This is a genomic window from Sphingomonas sp. G5 (assembly GCF_052660795.1).
Genome location: NZ_CP109660.1, coordinates 785090 through 801892, shown reverse-complemented (window position 1 = coordinate 801892; position 16803 = coordinate 785090). Strand labels below are relative to the sequence as shown.

The following is a 16803-nucleotide window of genomic DNA, read 5'->3' as shown; positions in this document are numbered from 1 at the left end:
CGAACCTCCGCCGATGTGCCGCCCCGCGCGCCACATCGGCGGAGGCGTTTCGGCGGCGGGTACCGCGCGCCTCGACGCCGACCGGCGAGGATACGCTCGAGAGGTGACCCCCAGCGAGACCCCCGCCGATCCCCCTCCTGCGCGCGCTCCTCGCCGTCGCCGGCGATGGCTGCGGTGGACTCTCGGCGGGTTGGGCGCTCTCGTCGTGCTGCTTGTCGTCGGCATCCTGGTCTACACCCAGGTGGGAGTGATGGGCGCCGAACCCGGCCCGCTCGCCGAGGCCCGGGCGAACCAGGCTCTGACGATCACCGATGACGGTGCGGGCATCGTCCTCTCCCCCGCGACGGGGGCGACCGGGCAGGGGCTGGTCTTCATCCCGGGCGCGAAGGTCGAGGCGGAGGGGTACATCGCCACCCTCGCGGACACGGTCGTCGACGACGGTGTGACCGTGGTGATCACGCGCCCCTGGCTCAACCTGGCCTTCTTCGATCCCCGTCCCCTGTCGACGTTCACCGACCTCGCGCCGGACGTGTCGACCTGGGCTGTCGGCGGTCATTCCCTCGGCGGCGTCCGCGCCTGCCAACTCGCCAGCGACGCCGACGCCCTGGTGCTCTTCGCCTCGTACTGCGCGAACGACCTGTCGGCATCCGGCCTTCCCGTCCTCAGCCTCTCGGGATCCGAAGACGGCCTGTCCACCCCGCAGAAGATCGCGGATGCCAAGGGCGAACTCCCCGCGACCGCGACCTTCGTCGAGATCCCCGGCGCCTCGCACGCCTCGTTCGGCTCCTACGGTCCGCAACCCGGCGACGGCACCCCCACAGCCGACCCCGCCGAGGTCGACCGGGTGATCGCCGAGCAGCTCGCGGGCTTCCTGCCGCGGCCCTGACTCCGCCCGCGGTCAGCGCGGACGGTCAGGTGAGCGAAACTCCTGAGAACCTCGCACCTCAGACACCATCACCGCCGACGCACGACGCGTGCAGCGCGGAAGGTCAGGAGTTCGGCACGGGCGAGCTCGGTGCCGCCCGTTCCTAGGAAACGACGACGGCGCCCACCGAAACCGGTGAGCGCCGCCCGCACCGCGTCAGCGGTGGAACCCCTCCGAGATGATCTCGATCAGCTCCTCGCGCTCCTCGACCGGGAGGAAGGCGCCGGCGGCCGCGTTCAGCTGGAACGCCTCGAGGTCGTCGAGGTCGTACTCGAACGCCTGCGCCAGCAAGCCCAACTCGCGAGTGAGCGTGGTCGCACTCATCAGCCGGTTGTCGACGTTCACCGTCACCGAGAAGTCGAGCTGGTACAGCAGGTCGAACGGGTGAGCGTCCATCGTGTCGCCCCACGCCGTGACGGCTCCCGACTGGAGGTTCGACGTCGGCGACAGCTCGAGCGTGATCTCGCGGTCGCGCACCCAGCGGGCGAGGTCGCCGAAGGTGACCTGCACCTCCTCGCCCTCGCGCGAGACGACGTCGAGGTCGTTGGCGATGCGCACGCCGTGGCCGAGGCGGAGCGCCCGGCCGTCGAGGAGGGCGGAGCGAATGGATGCCAATCCCGCGCCCTCCCCCGCGTGCACGGTCGTGGGGAAGAACTGCTCGGCCAGGTAGTCGAACGCCTCGCGATGCCGCTGCGGCAGGAACCCGTCCTCCGGCCCCGCCAGGTCGAAGCCGACCACGCCGCGTCCGCGCCACGAGACGGCGAGCTCGGCGATGTCGCGCGCGTTGTCGTTGTGGCGCAGGGCCGTCAACAGCTGGCCGACACGGATGTCCCGCCCGCGTGCGTCGGCGGCATCCTCGCCCTGCTCGATCCCCTCCTGCACGGCGTCCACGACGTCGTCGAGGCTGAGGCCGCGGGTGAGGTGCTGCTCGGGAGCCCATCGGACTTCGCCGTAGACCACGCCGTCGGCCGCGAGGTCTTCGACGAACTCCTTGGCCGCGCGTACGAGGCCCTCGCGGGTCTGCATGACGCCGACGGTGACCGAGAACTTCTCGAGGTAGTCCTCGAGCGAGCCGCCGTCGATGTGGTCGGAGAACCACGCCTCGAGGCCCTTCGCGTCGTCGGCGGGCAGGTCGAGACCGATCTCGTCGGCGAGCTCGAGCACCGTCTGCGGGCGGAGGCCCCCGTCGAGGTGATCATGCAGCGAGACCTTCGGCAGCTCGGCGATCTTCGTCCGGCCGATGCGGAAGTCTTCGGATGCCACGGTGTCCTTCTTTCCGGATGCCATCACGCGGTGATGCGCTCGCGCACGATGGGCGTTGCCGCGGGGGCGGTGTCGCCGATCTCGAGTGCGCCCTCGACGGCGCCGAGCGCGCGCTCGAAACGCGACTCGTCGTCCGCCGACAGGGTGAACAGCGGCTGACCGGCGGTCACCGACTGGCCGACGGTGACGTGCAGGTCGATGCCCGCCGCGTGCACGACGGCGTCCTCCGCCCGGGCGCGACCCGCGCCCAGACGCCACGCACCGATCCCGAACGGGAGGGCCTCGACGCGCGAGACGACGCCCGAACGCTCGGCGAGGACCGTGTGGGTCTCGCGGGGCGCGGGGAGGTCGGCATCCGGATCTCCGTCTTGCGCACGGATCATGCGGTTCCAGACGTCCATCGCGCGGCCGTCCTTCAGTGCTTCCTCGACGTCGGCGTCGGGCTGGCCCGCCAGCGTGAGCATTTCGCGGGCCAGGGCCACCGTCAGCTCGACGACGTCGGCCGGACCGCCGCCGGCGAGGACCTCGACCGACTCGCGCACCTCGTTGGCGTTGCCGATCGCGAGACCCAGCGGGGTGTTCATGTCGGTCAGCAGGGCCGTGGTGTTCACACCCGAATCCGTGCCCAGCGCGACCATCGTCTCGGCGAGCTCGCGCGCGCGGTCGATGTCCTGCATGAAGGCGCCCGAGCCGAACTTCACGTCGAGCACGAGGGAGTCGGTGCCCTCGGCGATCTTCTTCGACATGATGCTCGAGGCGATCAGCGGGATCGCCTCGACGGTGCCGGTGACGTCGCGGAGGGCGTAGAGCTTCTTGTCGGCGGGAGCGAGGCCCGTGCCGGCGGCGCAGATGACCGCACCCACGTCGCGCAGCTGCGCCATGATCTCGTCGTTCGACAGCGCCGCGCGCCAACCGGGGATCGACTCGAGCTTGTCGAGGGTGCCCCCGGTGTGGCCGAGTCCCCGACCCGAGAGCTGCGGCACCGCGACGCCGAAAGCGGCGACCAGCGGGGCGAGCGGCAGGGTGATCTTGTCGCCCACGCCACCGGTCGAGTGCTTGTCGACGGTCACCTTGCCGAGGGAACCGAAGTCCATGCGCTCACCCGAGGCGATCATGGCGTCGGTGAGCACGCGGATCTGGTCACGACCGAGGCCGTTCAACAGCACCGCCATGGTGAACGCCGACATCTGCGCGTCCATGACGTAGCCGCGCGTGTACGCGTCGACCAGCCAGCGGATCTCGCCCTCGGTGATGGCGCGTCCGTCGCGCTGCGCGCGGATGATGTCGACCGCGTCGTACTGCTCGGCGCTCATCGTGCAGCCTCCTCGAGGTCGCGCGGGCCGAAGGCGTCGGGCAGCACCTCGTCGATGGTCCGGATGCCGCTGACGGTCTCGAGCAGCATGCCCGGGATCGCGTGCTCGAACAGCAGCTGACGGCAGCGGCCGCACGGCATGAGCGTGCGCCCCTCTCCGTCGACGCAGACGAAGGCCACGAGCTGGCCGCCCCCGCTCATGTGCAGGTCGGACACGAGACCGCACTCGGCGCACAGCGTCACACCGTAGGAGGCGTTCTCGACGTTGCACCCCGAGACGATGCGCCCATCGGCGACGAGCGCCGCGGCGCCCACCTTGAAGCGTGAGTAGGGCGCGTACGCGCGGTGCATGGCATCCGTGGCGGCCGAACGAAGTTCGTCCCAGTCGATGTCGGTCATCGTGGAGTGGGGGGTCCTCTCGTGAAGGGAAGGGGGGTCAGCCCTTGATGTAGGGCTTTCCGGCGGCTGCGGGGCCCCGGATCTGGCCGGCGAAACCCGCCACCGCGATGATGGTCACGATGTAGGGCAGCATGAGCATGAACTCGCTGGGGATGGGGGTGCGCAGCACCGTGAGCAGGTTCTGCAGGTTCGTCGCGAAGCCGAACAGCAGCGCGGCGAGCGTCGCGCGGATCGGGTCCCAGCGCCCGAAGATGACGGCGGCGAGGGCGATGAAGCCCAGGCCCGCGGTCATCTCCTTCGTGAACTGCCCCACCGAGACGAGCGTGAAATACGCACCGCCGATACCGGCGATCGCCCCGGCGAGCGAGACGTTCCAGAAGCGGCTCGCGTTGACCTTGATGCCGACGGTGTCGGCGGCCTGGGGGTGCTCGCCCACGGCACGCAGGCGAAGACCCCAGCGGGTGCGGTACAGGCCCCACGCGACCACGGCGACGACGGCGTACATGAGGTAGACGATGAAGGTCTGGTTGAACAGCACCGGTCCGATGATCGGGATGTCGCCCAGCAGGGGGATCTCGATGCGGGGGAAGCGCTCCGGGCGGTTCAGCACGTCCTCGTTCGGGACCAGCAGCGCGCCGTAGAGGAAGCCCGTGAGACCGGTGACGAGCACGTTGAGCACGACACCGACGATCACCTGGTCGACGAGGTACTTGATCGAGAAGGCCGCGAGCACGAAGGCCACGAGGACGCCGCCGATCATGGCCGCGACGAGCCCCAGGAAGGGGTTGCGGGTGAGGGATGCCACGAGCGCGGCGCTGAACGCCCCGAACAGGAACTGCCCCTCGATGGCGACGTTCACGACACCGACCCGCTCGCCGATCACTCCGCCGAGGGCACCGAAGATGAGCGGGACCGAGAGCGAGAGCGCTCCGAACAGCAGCCCGGTGACGGGAACGAGGCCGTCGGCCGCCGCCCACACGAGGAAGGCGAACACGGCCAGCGCGCCGAAGGCGATCGGCAGCCACAGCGGGGTGCGGCGGTAGCCGACGGCGTCCCAGACCGACCAGGCGGCCAGGAGCACGAGCAGCACGAGCACGCCCCAGCTGGTGATCGCGGTGGGCACCGCGACGCTACCGAGGTCGATGTTCGAGGCCGGATCGCCGAGGCGGAAGGTGCTCTGCCCGTCACGCGGGACGAGGGCGAACAGCAGGGCGAGCAGCACGGTCACGACCGCCAGGCTCACGGCCAGCTTGATGTGGCGCACGCGCACCGTGGTCAGCTGGATCGCGTCATCCGCGAGATGCGTCGCGGTCATGCCGCCACCGCCTTCTTGGCCGCCTTGGCCCGGTCTTTGGCCGCGCGCTCGGCCTCGCTCTTGGGGAGGAAGAAGATCGTGCGCACGAGCGGCGGGGCCGCGATGAAGAGCACGATGAGGGCCTGCACGACGAGCACGATGTCGACGGGAATGCCCTGCGACGCCTGCATCGTGAACGAACCCGACTTGAGAGCCCCGAACAGGATGCCGGCGGCGAACACGCCCCACGGACGACTGCGGCCGAGGAGGGCCACGGTGATGGCGTCGAAGCCGATGCCGGAGTCGATGAGACCGTCGAAGCCCGTGGTCACCGCGCCCTGGATCTGATTCATACCGGCGAGACCCGCGAGACCTCCCGCGAAGAGCATCGCGTAGACGTACATGCGGGGCACCGAGATGCCGGCGGCGCGAGCCGCGTGCGGGTTCTCGCCCACGGCGCGCAGGCGGAAACCGAGGCTCGAGCGCTCCATGAGCCACCAGACGAACACGGTGGCGATCACGACGAGCACGAAGCCGAGGTCGAGAAGGGGGAACTGCGGCCCGAGGAGCTTGGGGAACTGGGCGTTGGCGGGTGTTGCCGCCGAGATCGGCTGGTCGCCCGCGGGACGCTGCAGCAGTCCCGGGGTGCGCACCATCCACGTCACCAAGTAGTAGGCGACGTAGTTGAGCATGATCGTGAGGATCACCTCGTGCGCCCCGGTGCGCGCCTTCAGCAGGCCGACGATGCCGCCCCAGATCGCTCCACCCGCGATACCCGCGACGAGCGTGAGCGGCAACTGGATGATCATCGGCAGGTTGAGGTTGAAGGTGATGAGACCGGCGAAGGCGCAGGCGATGAGGATCTGACCGCGCCCACCGATGTTGAACAGTCCCACCCGGAACGCGAGGGCGACGCCGAGACCGGCCGCGATCAGCGGAGCCGCGAACCCGAGAGTGTTCGTGAGCGGGCGGATCTGCGCGCCGAAGTCGGAGACGCGGGAGTTGAAGACCGCACCGCGGAACAGCGCCTCGTACCCGCCGTAGACGGAGTTCCAGATCGCGCCCAGCATGTCGCCGGGCCGCGCGAAGAAGTAGCCGGAGGTCTCGCGCACCTGGTCATTCGTGGCCGCCATCAGGATGCCACCCACGATCATCGCCGCGACGACGGCGAGGAGCGTCGTGATCCACGACGAACGCAGCAGCTCGGTGAGGAACTGGTTCGTGCGGGGCGGCGCGGGCGTCTCGGCCGGGCTGTGGCCGGTCAACGGCCCCGATGCGGTCGGCAGCTGCTCGGGCGGGAGACCTGCGTCCCCGGTCGCGCCCGTGCTCGGGTTGTGGCCGCTCACGCTGTCTCCTCCGCGGGCTGCTCGCCCGCCATCATGAGCCCGAGGACCTCGCGCGGGGTGTTCCCCGGCACGATGCCCACGATGCCGCCGCGGTACATGACCGCGATGCGGTCGCCGAGGGCGGCGATCTCATCGAGCTCGGTCGACACGACGATCACGGGCACGCCCGCATCGCGCGCGGCGACGATCTGCTTGTGGATGAATTCGATCGAGCCGACGTCGACGCCGCGGGTGGGCTGGGCGGCGACGAACAGCTTCAGCGGACGGCTCATCTCGCGGGCGATGACGACCTTCTGCTGGTTGCCGCCCGAGAGGGTTCCGACCGGGGTAGATGCCGACTGGGTACGGATGTCGTACTCCGCGATGCGGTCACGAGCGAAGGCGGTGAGCGCGGCGCGCTTGATCGTGCCGCCGGAGACGAACGCGGAATCGGAGGAGCGGTCGAGGATGAGGTTCTCGGCGACGGAGAAGCCGCCCACCAGTCCGTCTTCCTTGCGGTCCTCGGGAACGAATCCGACGCCCGCGTCGAGGATCGCGCGCACGCTCTTGCCCACGAGGTCGGCGCCGTCGAGGTCGACGGTGCCCGTCACGCCCTCGGCGAGACCCACGATGGCCTCCACGAGTTCGGTCTGACCGTTGCCCTGGACACCGGCGACGGCGAGGATCTCGCCGGGCCGCACGTCGAGGTCGACGTCGTCGACGACGACGGTGCCGTCCGCGGTCACGACGCGCAGGTTGCGCACCGTCAGACCGCCGGATGCCGCCGCCTTCGGTGCGTCCTTGACGACGGTCAGCTCGACGGCGCGCCCCACCATGAGCGAGGCGAGCTCGCCGTTGCTCGCCGTGGGCTCGGCCTCGCCGACGATCTTGCCGAGGCGGACGACCGTGATGCGATCGGCGACCTCGCGCACCTCGCGGAGCTTGTGCGTGATGAACACGATGGACGTGCCCTCATCGCGCAGCTGACGCATGATGCCCATGAGCTCGTCGGTCTCCTGCGGAGTGAGCACGGCCGTGGGCTCGTCGAACACGAGCACCTTGGCATCCCGGGACAGGGCCTTGATGATCTCGACGCGCTGCTGCACGCCCACGGGCAGGTCGCCGACAAGGGCGTCGGGGTCGACCTCGAACCCGAAACGCTGCGCCACGTCGCGGACGTGTTTCCGAGCCGCGTTCAGGTCGAGCGCACCCAGGGCCTTGGTGTTCTCGTGACCGAGCATGACGTTCTCGGCGACGGTGAAGACGGGGATGAGCATGAAGTGCTGGTGCACCATGCCGATACCCGCGGCCATGGCGTCGCCGGGGCCGCGGAAGCGCTGGACGACGTCGTCCAGCAGGATCTCGCCCTCCTCGGCCTGATACAGGCCGTAGAGGACGTTCATGAGTGTGGATTTACCGGCACCGTTCTCTCCGAGGAGAGCGTGGATCTCACCAGGCTGGACGACCAGATCGATGTGGTCGTTCGCAACCAGGGACCCGAACCGCTTGGTGATGCCGCGGAGCTCGAGCTTCATGCTGTGCACCCTATTCGAAGACGTTAAGAAGACGGAAAGAAACCGCGGTCCCTCGGACTCCTGGTCCGAGTGACCGCGGTTGATTCTCTGGGCCTCACGGCCGCGGCCGCCCGGACTCCTGGTCCGAGTGAGCGCGGTTGATTCTCTGGGCCTCACGGCCGCGGCCGCCCGGACTCCTGGTCCGAGCGACCGCGACGCGAGACGTGCTGCTTACGGCGAGCTGGGCGAGGTGACCTTCAGCGAGCCGGAGACGATCTGCTCGCGCAGAGCCGACAGCTCGTCCTGCAGACCGGCAGGCAGGGTGAACTTCGAGTTGAAGTCGGCCAGGCCGACGCCGTCGTTCTCGAGGGTGCCGACGTACGGCGTCACGTCGAAGTCGCCCTTGGCGGCCTGGGTGACCGAGTCGTACACGGCGGTGTCGATGCGCTTGAGGATCGAGGTCAGGACCAGGTCCGACACGTTCGGGTCGGCCTTGGCCAGGTCGGAGTCCACACCGAGCATGACGCTCTTCGAGCCGCTGTCGCGGATCGCGTCGGCGGCGCTGCTGTAGATCGGGCCACCGACGGGCAGGAGCACGTCGACGCCCTGGTCGAGCAGACCCTGAGCGGCCTGCTTGGCCGCGTCGTTGGCGGCGAACGCACCGGTGAACGAGCCGTTCTGCGCGGCGACGTCCCAGCCGAAGGTCTGGACGCTGGCGCCCTTGTCCTCGTCGTACTTCTTCACGCCGTCGACGAAGCCGTCCATGAAGATGGTGACGGGCGGGATCGGGATGCCACCGACGGTGCCGACCTTGTTGACGCCGTTCTCGGCGGAGTAGGCGGCGGCGGCGTATCCACCGAGGTAGGCGGCCTGGACGGTGTCGAACAGCAGCGGCTTGATGTTCGGCGCGTCCGTCTTGCCGTCGTTGTCGGTGTCGGCACGGTCGTCGATGATCGCGTACTGCAGGTTCGGGTTGGCCTTGGCCGACGCGACGGTGTCGGCGCTGAGCTTGAAGCCGACCGCGACGATGAACGTGCAGCCCTCGGCGACGAGGTTCTCGAGGTTCGGGGCGTAGTCGTTGGCCGAGCTCGACTCCACGTCGATCGCCTTGACGCCGAGCTCCTTGGCGGCCTTGTCGATGCCTTCCTTGGCCGACTGGTTGAACGAGCGGTCGTTCCAGCCGCCGTCGTCCGAGATGATGCAAGGGGTGAAGCCCTCGACGAGGTCTCCCCCGGCCGCAGCGGTCGAGCCGTTGCTCTCGGGCGCAGCGCCGCAACCGGCGAGCAGCACGGCGGCGCCGATCATGGCGAGGCCGCTGACGACGGCCTTCTTCGTGGTCTTCACGAATGGTCCTCCAAGACGGATGCCCCCAACGGGTTTGAGGGACGATCCCGTCACGTTACCTACTGTGTCGCCGCGCTTGCGTGCCGGGACCCCCCGCGCGCGCCAATGGTTACAAAGACGCAATCTCGCGTCACGCCCCCGCCACACATCACGCCAAACGAGAGACCGGATGCCACGAAGTGTGGCATCCGGTCTCAGAACCGTTTCGAGCGTCGGCGCTAGAGGACGTCGCCTCGACCCGTGAGCTTGAGCGCGTCCACGACGCCCTTCACGCGCTGGGCGTTCTCGCTCGTGGTGACGAGCAGGGCGTCCGGCGTGTCGACCACGACGATGTCGCGCACGCCGATGAGGCTGATGACGCGCTTCGTCTGCGAGACGACGATGCCGCTGGAGGCGTCGGAGAGCACGCGCGCGTCCTCGCCGAGGATCGCGAGTTCGTTCCGACCCCCCGAGGAGTTGAGCTTCGACAGGCTCGCGAAGTCGCCCACGTCGTCCCAGTCGAAGTGCCCCGGGATGACCGCGAGGCGGCCCTTCTCGGCGGCGGGCTCGGCCACCGAGTAGTCGATCGCGATCTTCTTCAGGCCCGGCCAGATGCGGTCGACGGCGGGGCCGCGACGGTCGCGGTCGTCCCACGCCTCGGCGAGCTCGAGCAGACCCGCGTGGAGCTCCGGCTCGTTGACGGCGAGTTCCGCCAGGAGAACGTCGGCACGAGTGATGAACATGCCGGCGTTCCAGAGGTAGGCGCGGTCGGCGAAATACTGCTTCGCCGTGTCGAGGTCGGGCTTCTCGACGAACCGCTCGACGACGTAGGCCTCGGGGGCGCCGTCGACGATGAGTTCACCGGCCTGTTTGATGTAGCCGAACCCGACCGACGGTTCGGCGGGCTGGATGCCGATCGTGCAGATGTATCCCTCGCGCGCGACCGCGACGGCCTGCCGCACGGCGAACTCGAACTGGCGGGTCTGGCGGATGACGTGGTCGGCCGCGAACGAGCCGATGATGACGTCGGGCTCGCGACGGACGAGGATGGCCGCGGCGAGGCCGATGGCCGCCGAGGAATCGCGCGGCTCGGACTCGAGGAAGACGTTGTGATCGGGTACACCCGGCAGCTCGCGCTCGACGGCTGCGCGGTGGGCGCGGCCGGTCACGACCGCGATGCGCCCTTCGCCCGAGAGCGGGGCGAGCCGGTCCCAGGTGTCGCGCAGCAGCGTCTGGCCCGACCCGGTGAGGTCGTGGAGGAACTTGGGTGCGTCGGCACGGGAAAGAGGCCACAGGCGGCTGCCGATCCCTCCGGCGGGAATCACGGCGTAGAAGTCGTCGATAGCGGGGTCTGCCATGGCTCCGACCCTAGCGGTCGTGTCTGCGAGCCCACCGGAGGCGGGACGCGCGGTGGCGCTCGGCGAATCGGCATCCGCAGATATCTCGATATCGAGAGAGTCTTAGGCGGCCCTAATCCCCGCCGTTCATAGGCCGGACGTAGTATTCAGTGGCGCCCGTGTGACGCTGGGAGCCCGTGCGGGCCCCACACCGTGTTCGATCAGGGAGGACGACCGTGTCAGCACCAGCACGTGCCACGCCGTCGGTGAAAGAGACCACCTCGAAGAGGCCCCGCGGCACTCTCTACCGGGGCCGCGAAGGCATGTGGTCGTGGGTTCTGCACCGCATTACCGGTGTCGCCATCTTCTTCTTCCTCCTGGTGCACATCCTCGACACGGCGCTCATCCGCGTCTCCCCCGAGGCCTACGACGCGGTCATCGGCACCTACAAGAACCCGATCATGGGTCTCGGCGAGGTGGCCCTGGTCGGCGCGATCGCTTACCACGCCTTCAACGGCCTGCGCATCATCCTCGTGGACTTCTGGCCCTGGGCCACGCGTCACCAGCGTCAGCTGTGGTGGGGCGTGCTCGGCCTCTGGGTCGTCACGATGCTCGGCTTCACGCCGCGCCACCTGATCAACGTCTTCAGCGCCGTCACCGGGAGCCACTGATGTCCGTCGCCCAAGAAGCCGCCACGATCCCCGCGCCCCGCACGCCCAGCGTGCGCAAGAAGGGCTCGAACCTCGAGAAGTGGGGCTGGATCTACATGCGCGCCTCCGGCGTGCTGCTGATCGTCCTGATCTTCGGCCACCTCTTCGTCAACCTCATGACGGGCGAGGGCATCCACCAGATCGACTTCGCGTTCGTCGCGGGCAAGCTGGCCTCGCCCTTCTGGCAGTGGTGGGACGTCCTGATGCTGTGGCTGGCCCTCATCCACGGCGCCAACGGCATGCGCACGATCGTCAACGACTACGTCGGCAACGCCACCGTCCGCAAGATCCTCATCGGGTCGTTGTGGGCCTCGGCCGGATTCCTCATCCTGCTCGGCACCCTCGTCGTCTTCACCTTCGACCCCTGCCTCGGTGTGACCGAGAGCAGCTCCCTGTGGGACGTGTGCCAGGCGGCGTGAGCCGACGGCATCCCTCCTTTCCCCTGACAGCAGAGGTATTGCACACGTGAGCACTCAGACCGCTTCGGACTCGATCGTCAAGGACGGCGTCCACTACCACCAGTTCGACGTCGTGATCGTCGGCGCCGGCGGCGCCGGGATGCGCGCGGCCATCGAGGCCGGACCCGGCGCGAAGACCGCCGTCATCTCGAAGCTGTACCCCACCCGCTCGCACACCGGTGCGGCGCAGGGCGGCATGGCGGCGGCGCTCGCCAACGTCGAGGAAGACTCCTGGGAGTGGCACACCTTCGACACCATCAAGGGCGGCGACTACCTCGTCGACCAGGATGCCGCGGAGATCCTCGCCAAAGAGGCCATCGACGCCGTCATCGACCTCGAGAACATGGGCCTGCCGTTCAACCGCACGCCCGAGGGCAAGATCGACCAGCGTCGCTTCGGCGGCCACACGGCCGATCACGGCAAGACCCCCGTGCGTCGCGCGTGCTACGCCGCCGACCGCACCGGCCACATGATCCTCCAGACGCTGTTCCAGAACTGCGTCAAGCTCGGCATCAACTTCTTCAACGAGTTCTACGTGCTCGACCTCATCACGGTGAAGGATGCCGCGGGCAAGACGCAGGTGGCCGGCGTCGTCGCGTACGACCTCGCCACCGGTGAGTTGCACGTCTTCCAGTCGAAGGCCGTCATCTTCGCGACCGGCGGGTTCGGCAAGATCTTCAAGACCACCTCGAACGCCCACACCCTCACCGGTGACGGCGTGGGCATCGTCTGGCGCAAGGGCCTGCCGCTGGAAGACATGGAGTTCTTCCAGTTCCACCCGACCGGCCTCGCCGGTCTCGGCATCCTGTTGACCGAGGGTGCGCGCGGCGAAGGTGCGATCCTGCGCAACGCGAGCGGTGAGCGCTTCATGGAGCGCTACGCCCCCACCATCAAGGACCTCGCCCCCCGTGACATCGTCGCCCGCTGCATGGTGCAAGAGGTCGCAGAGGGCCGCGGCGCCGGTCCCCACCGCGACTACGTGCTGCTGGACTGCACCCACCTGGGCGCCGAGGTCCTCGAGACGAAGCTCCCCGACATCACCGAGTTCGCCCGCACCTACCTGGGCGTCGATCCGGTCGTCGAGCCCGTGCCGGTCATGCCGACCGCGCACTACGCGATGGGCGGCATCCCCACCAACATCAAGGCCGAGGTGCTCGCCGACAACGACACGGTCGTTCCTGGCCTCTACGCCGCCGGCGAGTGCGCGTGCGTCTCGGTGCACGGCTCCAACCGCCTGGGCACCAACTCGCTGCTCGACATCAACGTCTTCGGCAAGCGCGCCGGCCGTAACGCCGTCGAGTACGTCAAGACCGCCGACTTCGTCCCGCTCCCCGAAGACCCCGCCGCTGAGGTGCGCGGCCTCATCGAGGACCTGCGCAACAACAGCGGCACCGAGCGCATCGCGGTGCTCCGCAAGACGCTGCAGGACGAGATGGACAAGGGCGCGCAGGTCTTCCGTACGCACGAGTCCCTCGCCCACGTCATGGACGTGATCGCGGACCTGCGCGAGCGCTACAAGAACATCCACGTCGACGACAAGGGCAAGCGCTTCAACACCGACCTCCTCGAGGCCGTCGAGCTGGGCTTCCTGCTCGACCTCGCCGAGGTCGTCGTGTACTCCGCGCAGAACCGTGAAGAGAGCCGCGGCGGTCACATGCGCGACGACTTCCCCACGCGCGACGACGAGAACTACATGCAGCACACCATGGCGTACCTGTCGGGCGACCCCCACTCGTCGCACCCGGCCGATCACATCGAACTCGGCTGGAAGCCCGTGGTGTTCACCAAGAACGAGGCCGGGGAGCTCCGCTACCCGCCGCTGGAGAGGAAGTACTGAGATGGCATCCACCGTCATCGAACAGGTCGACACCTCGGACGAGGTCGCGGAGACCCCCGAAGACACCGGGATCCAGTCGTTCCTGGTCACCTTCAACATCCGCCGCTTCGACCCCGAGGTCGACGACGAGCCGCGCTGGGTCGACTACGACGTGGAGCTGTACTCCACCGACCGCGTGCTCGACGCGCTGCACAAGATCAAGTGGGAGGTCGATGGTTCGCTGTCGTTCCGCCGCTCGTGCGCGCACGGCATCTGCGGATCCGACGCGATGCGTATCAACGGCCGCAACCGCCTGGCCTGCAAGACCCTGATCAAGGATCTCGACATCTCGCAGCCGATCTACGTCGAGGCGATCAAGGGGCTCCCCCTCGAGAAGGACCTCATCGTCGACATGGAGCCGTTCTTCGCCTCCTACCGCGAGGTGCAGCCCTTCCTCATCTCGAACTCGAAGCCCGAGCCCGGCAAGGAGCGCGTGCAGTCGATCGTCGACCGCGAGGTGTTCGACGACACCACCAAATGCATCCTGTGCGCCGCGTGCACCTCGTCGTGCCCCGTCTTCTGGACCGACGGCCAGTACTTCGGCCCCGCCGCGATCGTCAACGCGCACCGCTTCATCTTCGACTCGCGCGACGACGCCGGAGACGTGCGTCTCGACATCCTCAACGACAAAGAGGGCGTGTGGCGCTGCCGCACCACCTTCAACTGCACCGAGGCGTGCCCCCGCGGCATCGAGGTCACCAAGGCCATCGCCGAGGTCAAGCAGGCCGTCCTCCGCGGCGGTCGCTGACCCCTCCCCCTCGCGAACGGCGGGTGCGCTTCGGCGCCCCGCCGTTTGGCGTGAGCGGCCCTGACATCCCGGATGCCGTGAGCTCTGCGCGACGCGGGTGTCACGGCATCCATTCATTAGGCTTTCCCGGTGACCGAGACCCGCCACGACCCGCGGCCGCTTCCCACGGTGCGCGACGACGACGCGTCGCTGCGCGACCGGCTCGAGGCGGCGCAGACCGCCGTGCGCGAGCGCCTCGACCAGCCGATCGCCCGTGCGGCTCGGATCGCGCAGTGGTTCCCGATCCGGGTCTGGCGACACTTCCTGCAGCACAACGGGTTCCTGCTCGCCGCGGGCATGAGCTACCAGGGGCTGTTCGCCGTGTTCTCGGCTCTATACCTTGCCTTCGCCGGCGTCGGCATCTGGCTCGGCGGCAGCAAGACCGCGATCGACGGCCTCATCCACATCGTCAACAGCTACATTCCCGGCATCATCAGCGAGAACGGCCTCGTCGACCGCGACCAGGTCGAGGCCGTCGCTCAAGAGAGCGGTCGACTCCTCACGATCACGGGTGTCGTGGCCGTCGTGGTGGTCGTGTGGACGGCGATCGGGTTCGTCACGTTCACCCGCCGAGCCGTACGCGATACGTTCGGCCTCCCCTTCGATCTGCGCAACTACGTGCTGTTGAAGGCCCGCGACCTCGTCGCCTCGCTCCTCTTCGGCATCGCCCTCCTCGTGGGCGCGCTGCTCGGTTCGATCACCACCGGTGCCGTCGACCTGGTGTTCGGTTTCATCGGGTGGGATCGCGAGACCCTCGGCTGGTCGGTCGGCGCGCGGGTCGTCTCGCTCGTCGTGGCCTTCGGCGTGAACACCGTGGCGCTCGCCTCGCTGTTCCGTTTCCTCACCGGCACGACCCTGACCTGGCGACGCACGTGGCCGGGCGCGATCGTCGGCGCCACGGGCATGGTCGTGCTGCAGGTCGCCGCCGGCTTCCTCTTCGTCTACACGCCGTCGAACCCTCTGCTGGCCACCTTCGCCGTGCTCATCGGGTTCCTGCTGTGGTTCCGCTTCATCGGGATCGTGATCCTCGTCTCCGCCGCGTGGATCGCCGTGTCCGCGAGTGACCGCGACGTTCCCCTGCGCTCCCCCGAGGACCGACTCGCGATGGAACAGGCGGCCCTCGTCATCGCCGCCCAGGTCGGGGTGCGCGAGGCCGAGAAGCACCTCGCGATGTCGCGGTGGCCGTGGCGCTGGCGCGCGAAGCGCGCCCTCCGCTCGGCGGAGAAGCAGCTGGCACGGGCCCGGGCCGACGTCCCCGCGCCGCGTCGGGTGTCGCTCATCCCCGACTGAGCAGTACCCCGCCACCGCCGCGTGCGACCTCGATGTCGGAGGCCTTCGTTAGGCTCGACGGGTGGCTCGTTCCGTACGCATCGTCTCCGTCAACGTCAATGGCATCCGTGCCGCCGTCCGCAAGGGCATGACCGAGTGGCTCGACGCCTCGGGCGCCGACATCGTGGCTTTGCAGGAGGTGCGGGCGACCGCCGAGCAGCTGGCTGAGGCCCTGCCGGGGTGGGAGATCGTCAACGACGAGGCGCTGCAGAAGGGCCGCGCGGGCGTGGCGATCATCAGCCGCCTCCCCGGTGTCGAGACCCGCACGCACCTCGGTCCCGAGCCGCTCGACGCCTCCGGCCGATGGATCGAGACCGATTTCGACATCGACGGCGAGACCGTCACGATCGTCAGCGCCTACGTGCACAGCGGCGAGGTCGACACCCCGAAGCAGGATGCCAAGTGGTTGTTCCTCGATGCCATGGAACGCCGCCTCGTCGAGCTCAAGGCCGAGCGCGAGCTGGCACTGGTGGTGGGCGACCTCAATGTCGGTCACCGCGAGCTCGACATCAAGAACTGGCGGGGCAACCGCAAGAACGCGGGCTTCCTCCCCCGTGAGCGCGCGTACTTCGACCGCTTCTTCGGACCCGAGGGCGAGCAGGTCGAGGGCGTCGACGGTTCGACGGGCGCGGGCCTGGGCTGGATCGACGTCGGGCGCCGCGCCGTCGGCGAGGTCGACGGGCCGTACACGTTCTGGTCGATGCGCGGAAAGGCCTTCGACACCGACAGCGGCTGGCGCATCGATTACCATGTCGCCACGCCCGCCCTGGCCGAGCGCGTCACGTCGTACAGCGTCGAGCGCGCCCCCTCGTACGACACTCGCTGGAGCGACCACGCCCCCGTCATCGTCGACTACACGCTCGGGGCCTGAGGCCGGCCGAGGCGGGGCGTCCGTCGGCATCCCTCCCCCGTCTCACCTCGGCGCACGGATCCCTCGGCGAACGCCCGGCC

General features: G+C 68.8%; 15 protein-coding genes. 7 read left to right on the top strand and 8 right to left on the bottom strand.

Translation table 11 applies throughout. From position 1 onward, the window contains the following. Positions 1-103: 103 nt before the first annotated feature. Positions 104-886 (top strand): alpha/beta hydrolase, encoded by a 783-nt coding sequence (locus tag NE358_RS03880; protein WP_289941675.1) that lies wholly within the window; start codon positions 104-106, stop codon positions 884-886. A gap of 195 nt (positions 887-1081) precedes the next feature. Here NE358_RS03880 and NE358_RS03875 read toward each other — a convergent pair whose 3' ends face one another. From NE358_RS03875 to NE358_RS03840, 8 genes are all read right to left on the bottom strand, one after another. After that, positions 1082-2212 carry an adenosine deaminase gene (locus tag NE358_RS03875; RefSeq protein WP_246077966.1) on the bottom strand — a complete coding sequence of 377 codons (1131 nt, stop codon included), beginning with the start codon at positions 2210-2212 and terminating at the stop codon, positions 1082-1084. After that, on the bottom strand, positions 2212-3501 hold the full coding sequence (locus NE358_RS03870; RefSeq protein WP_103206552.1) for a thymidine phosphorylase: 1290 nt from the start codon (positions 3499-3501) through the stop codon (positions 2212-2214). The genes NE358_RS03875 and NE358_RS03870 overlap by 1 nt, the downstream gene beginning before the upstream one ends. Continuing rightward, a complete protein-coding gene (locus NE358_RS03865) occupies positions 3498-3899 on the bottom strand; it encodes a cytidine deaminase (RefSeq protein ID WP_013583709.1) in 402 nt (133 codons plus the stop codon). The genes NE358_RS03870 and NE358_RS03865 overlap by 4 nt, the downstream gene beginning before the upstream one ends. A 37-nt stretch (positions 3900-3936) precedes the next feature. Continuing rightward, a complete protein-coding gene (locus NE358_RS03860) occupies positions 3937-5214 on the bottom strand; it encodes an ABC transporter permease (protein ID WP_289941666.1) in 1278 nt (425 codons plus the stop codon). Beyond that, positions 5211-6539, bottom strand: a complete 1329-nt coding sequence (locus tag NE358_RS03855) for an ABC transporter permease (RefSeq protein WP_103206554.1) — start codon at positions 6537-6539, stop codon at positions 5211-5213. The genes NE358_RS03860 and NE358_RS03855 overlap by 4 nt, the downstream gene beginning before the upstream one ends. Further along, positions 6536-8053 carry an ABC transporter ATP-binding protein gene (locus NE358_RS03850; RefSeq protein ID WP_289941660.1) on the bottom strand — a complete coding sequence of 506 codons (1518 nt, stop codon included), beginning with the start codon at positions 8051-8053 and terminating at the stop codon, positions 6536-6538. The genes NE358_RS03855 and NE358_RS03850 overlap by 4 nt, the downstream gene beginning before the upstream one ends. 210 nt (positions 8054-8263) lie before the next feature. Next, positions 8264-9376 (bottom strand): BMP family lipoprotein, encoded by a 1113-nt coding sequence (locus NE358_RS03845; RefSeq protein WP_499318295.1) that lies wholly within the window; start codon positions 9374-9376, stop codon positions 8264-8266. Between the two features lie 218 nt (positions 9377-9594). Next, entirely contained in the window at positions 9595-10713 is a 1119-nt protein-coding gene (locus NE358_RS03840) for a mannose-1-phosphate guanylyltransferase (protein WP_141375315.1), read from the bottom strand. Positions 10714-10928: 215 nt separating this feature from the next. On the opposite strand from NE358_RS03840, the gene sdhC reads away from it, so the two are divergent. The 6 genes from sdhC (at position 10929) to NE358_RS03810 (ending at position 16723) form a co-directional block, all read left to right on the top strand. After that, positions 10929-11363, top strand: coding sequence for a succinate dehydrogenase, cytochrome b556 subunit (gene sdhC / locus NE358_RS03835; protein WP_013583715.1), 435 nt, complete (start codon positions 10929-10931; stop codon positions 11361-11363). Then, positions 11363-11821: a succinate dehydrogenase hydrophobic membrane anchor subunit gene (locus NE358_RS03830; protein ID WP_103206557.1), complete on the top strand. Its 459-nt coding sequence runs from the start codon at positions 11363-11365 to the stop codon at positions 11819-11821. The genes sdhC and NE358_RS03830 overlap by 1 nt, the downstream gene beginning before the upstream one ends. 46 nt (positions 11822-11867) lie before the next feature. Next, a complete protein-coding gene (gene sdhA / locus NE358_RS03825) occupies positions 11868-13697 on the top strand; it encodes a succinate dehydrogenase flavoprotein subunit (RefSeq protein ID WP_116238547.1) in 1830 nt (609 codons plus the stop codon). Between the two features lies 1 nt (position 13698). Further along, entirely contained in the window at positions 13699-14484 is a 786-nt protein-coding gene (locus NE358_RS03820; RefSeq protein WP_103206559.1) for a succinate dehydrogenase iron-sulfur subunit, read from the top strand. A 129-nt stretch (positions 14485-14613) separates the two neighbouring features. After that, a complete protein-coding gene (locus NE358_RS03815) occupies positions 14614-15813 on the top strand; it encodes a YihY/virulence factor BrkB family protein (RefSeq protein WP_289941648.1) in 1200 nt (399 codons plus the stop codon). Positions 15814-15874: 61 nt separating this feature from the next. Then, positions 15875-16723, top strand: coding sequence for an exodeoxyribonuclease III (locus tag NE358_RS03810; RefSeq protein WP_141375311.1), 849 nt, complete (start codon positions 15875-15877; stop codon positions 16721-16723). Positions 16724-16803: the final 80 nt, after the last annotated feature.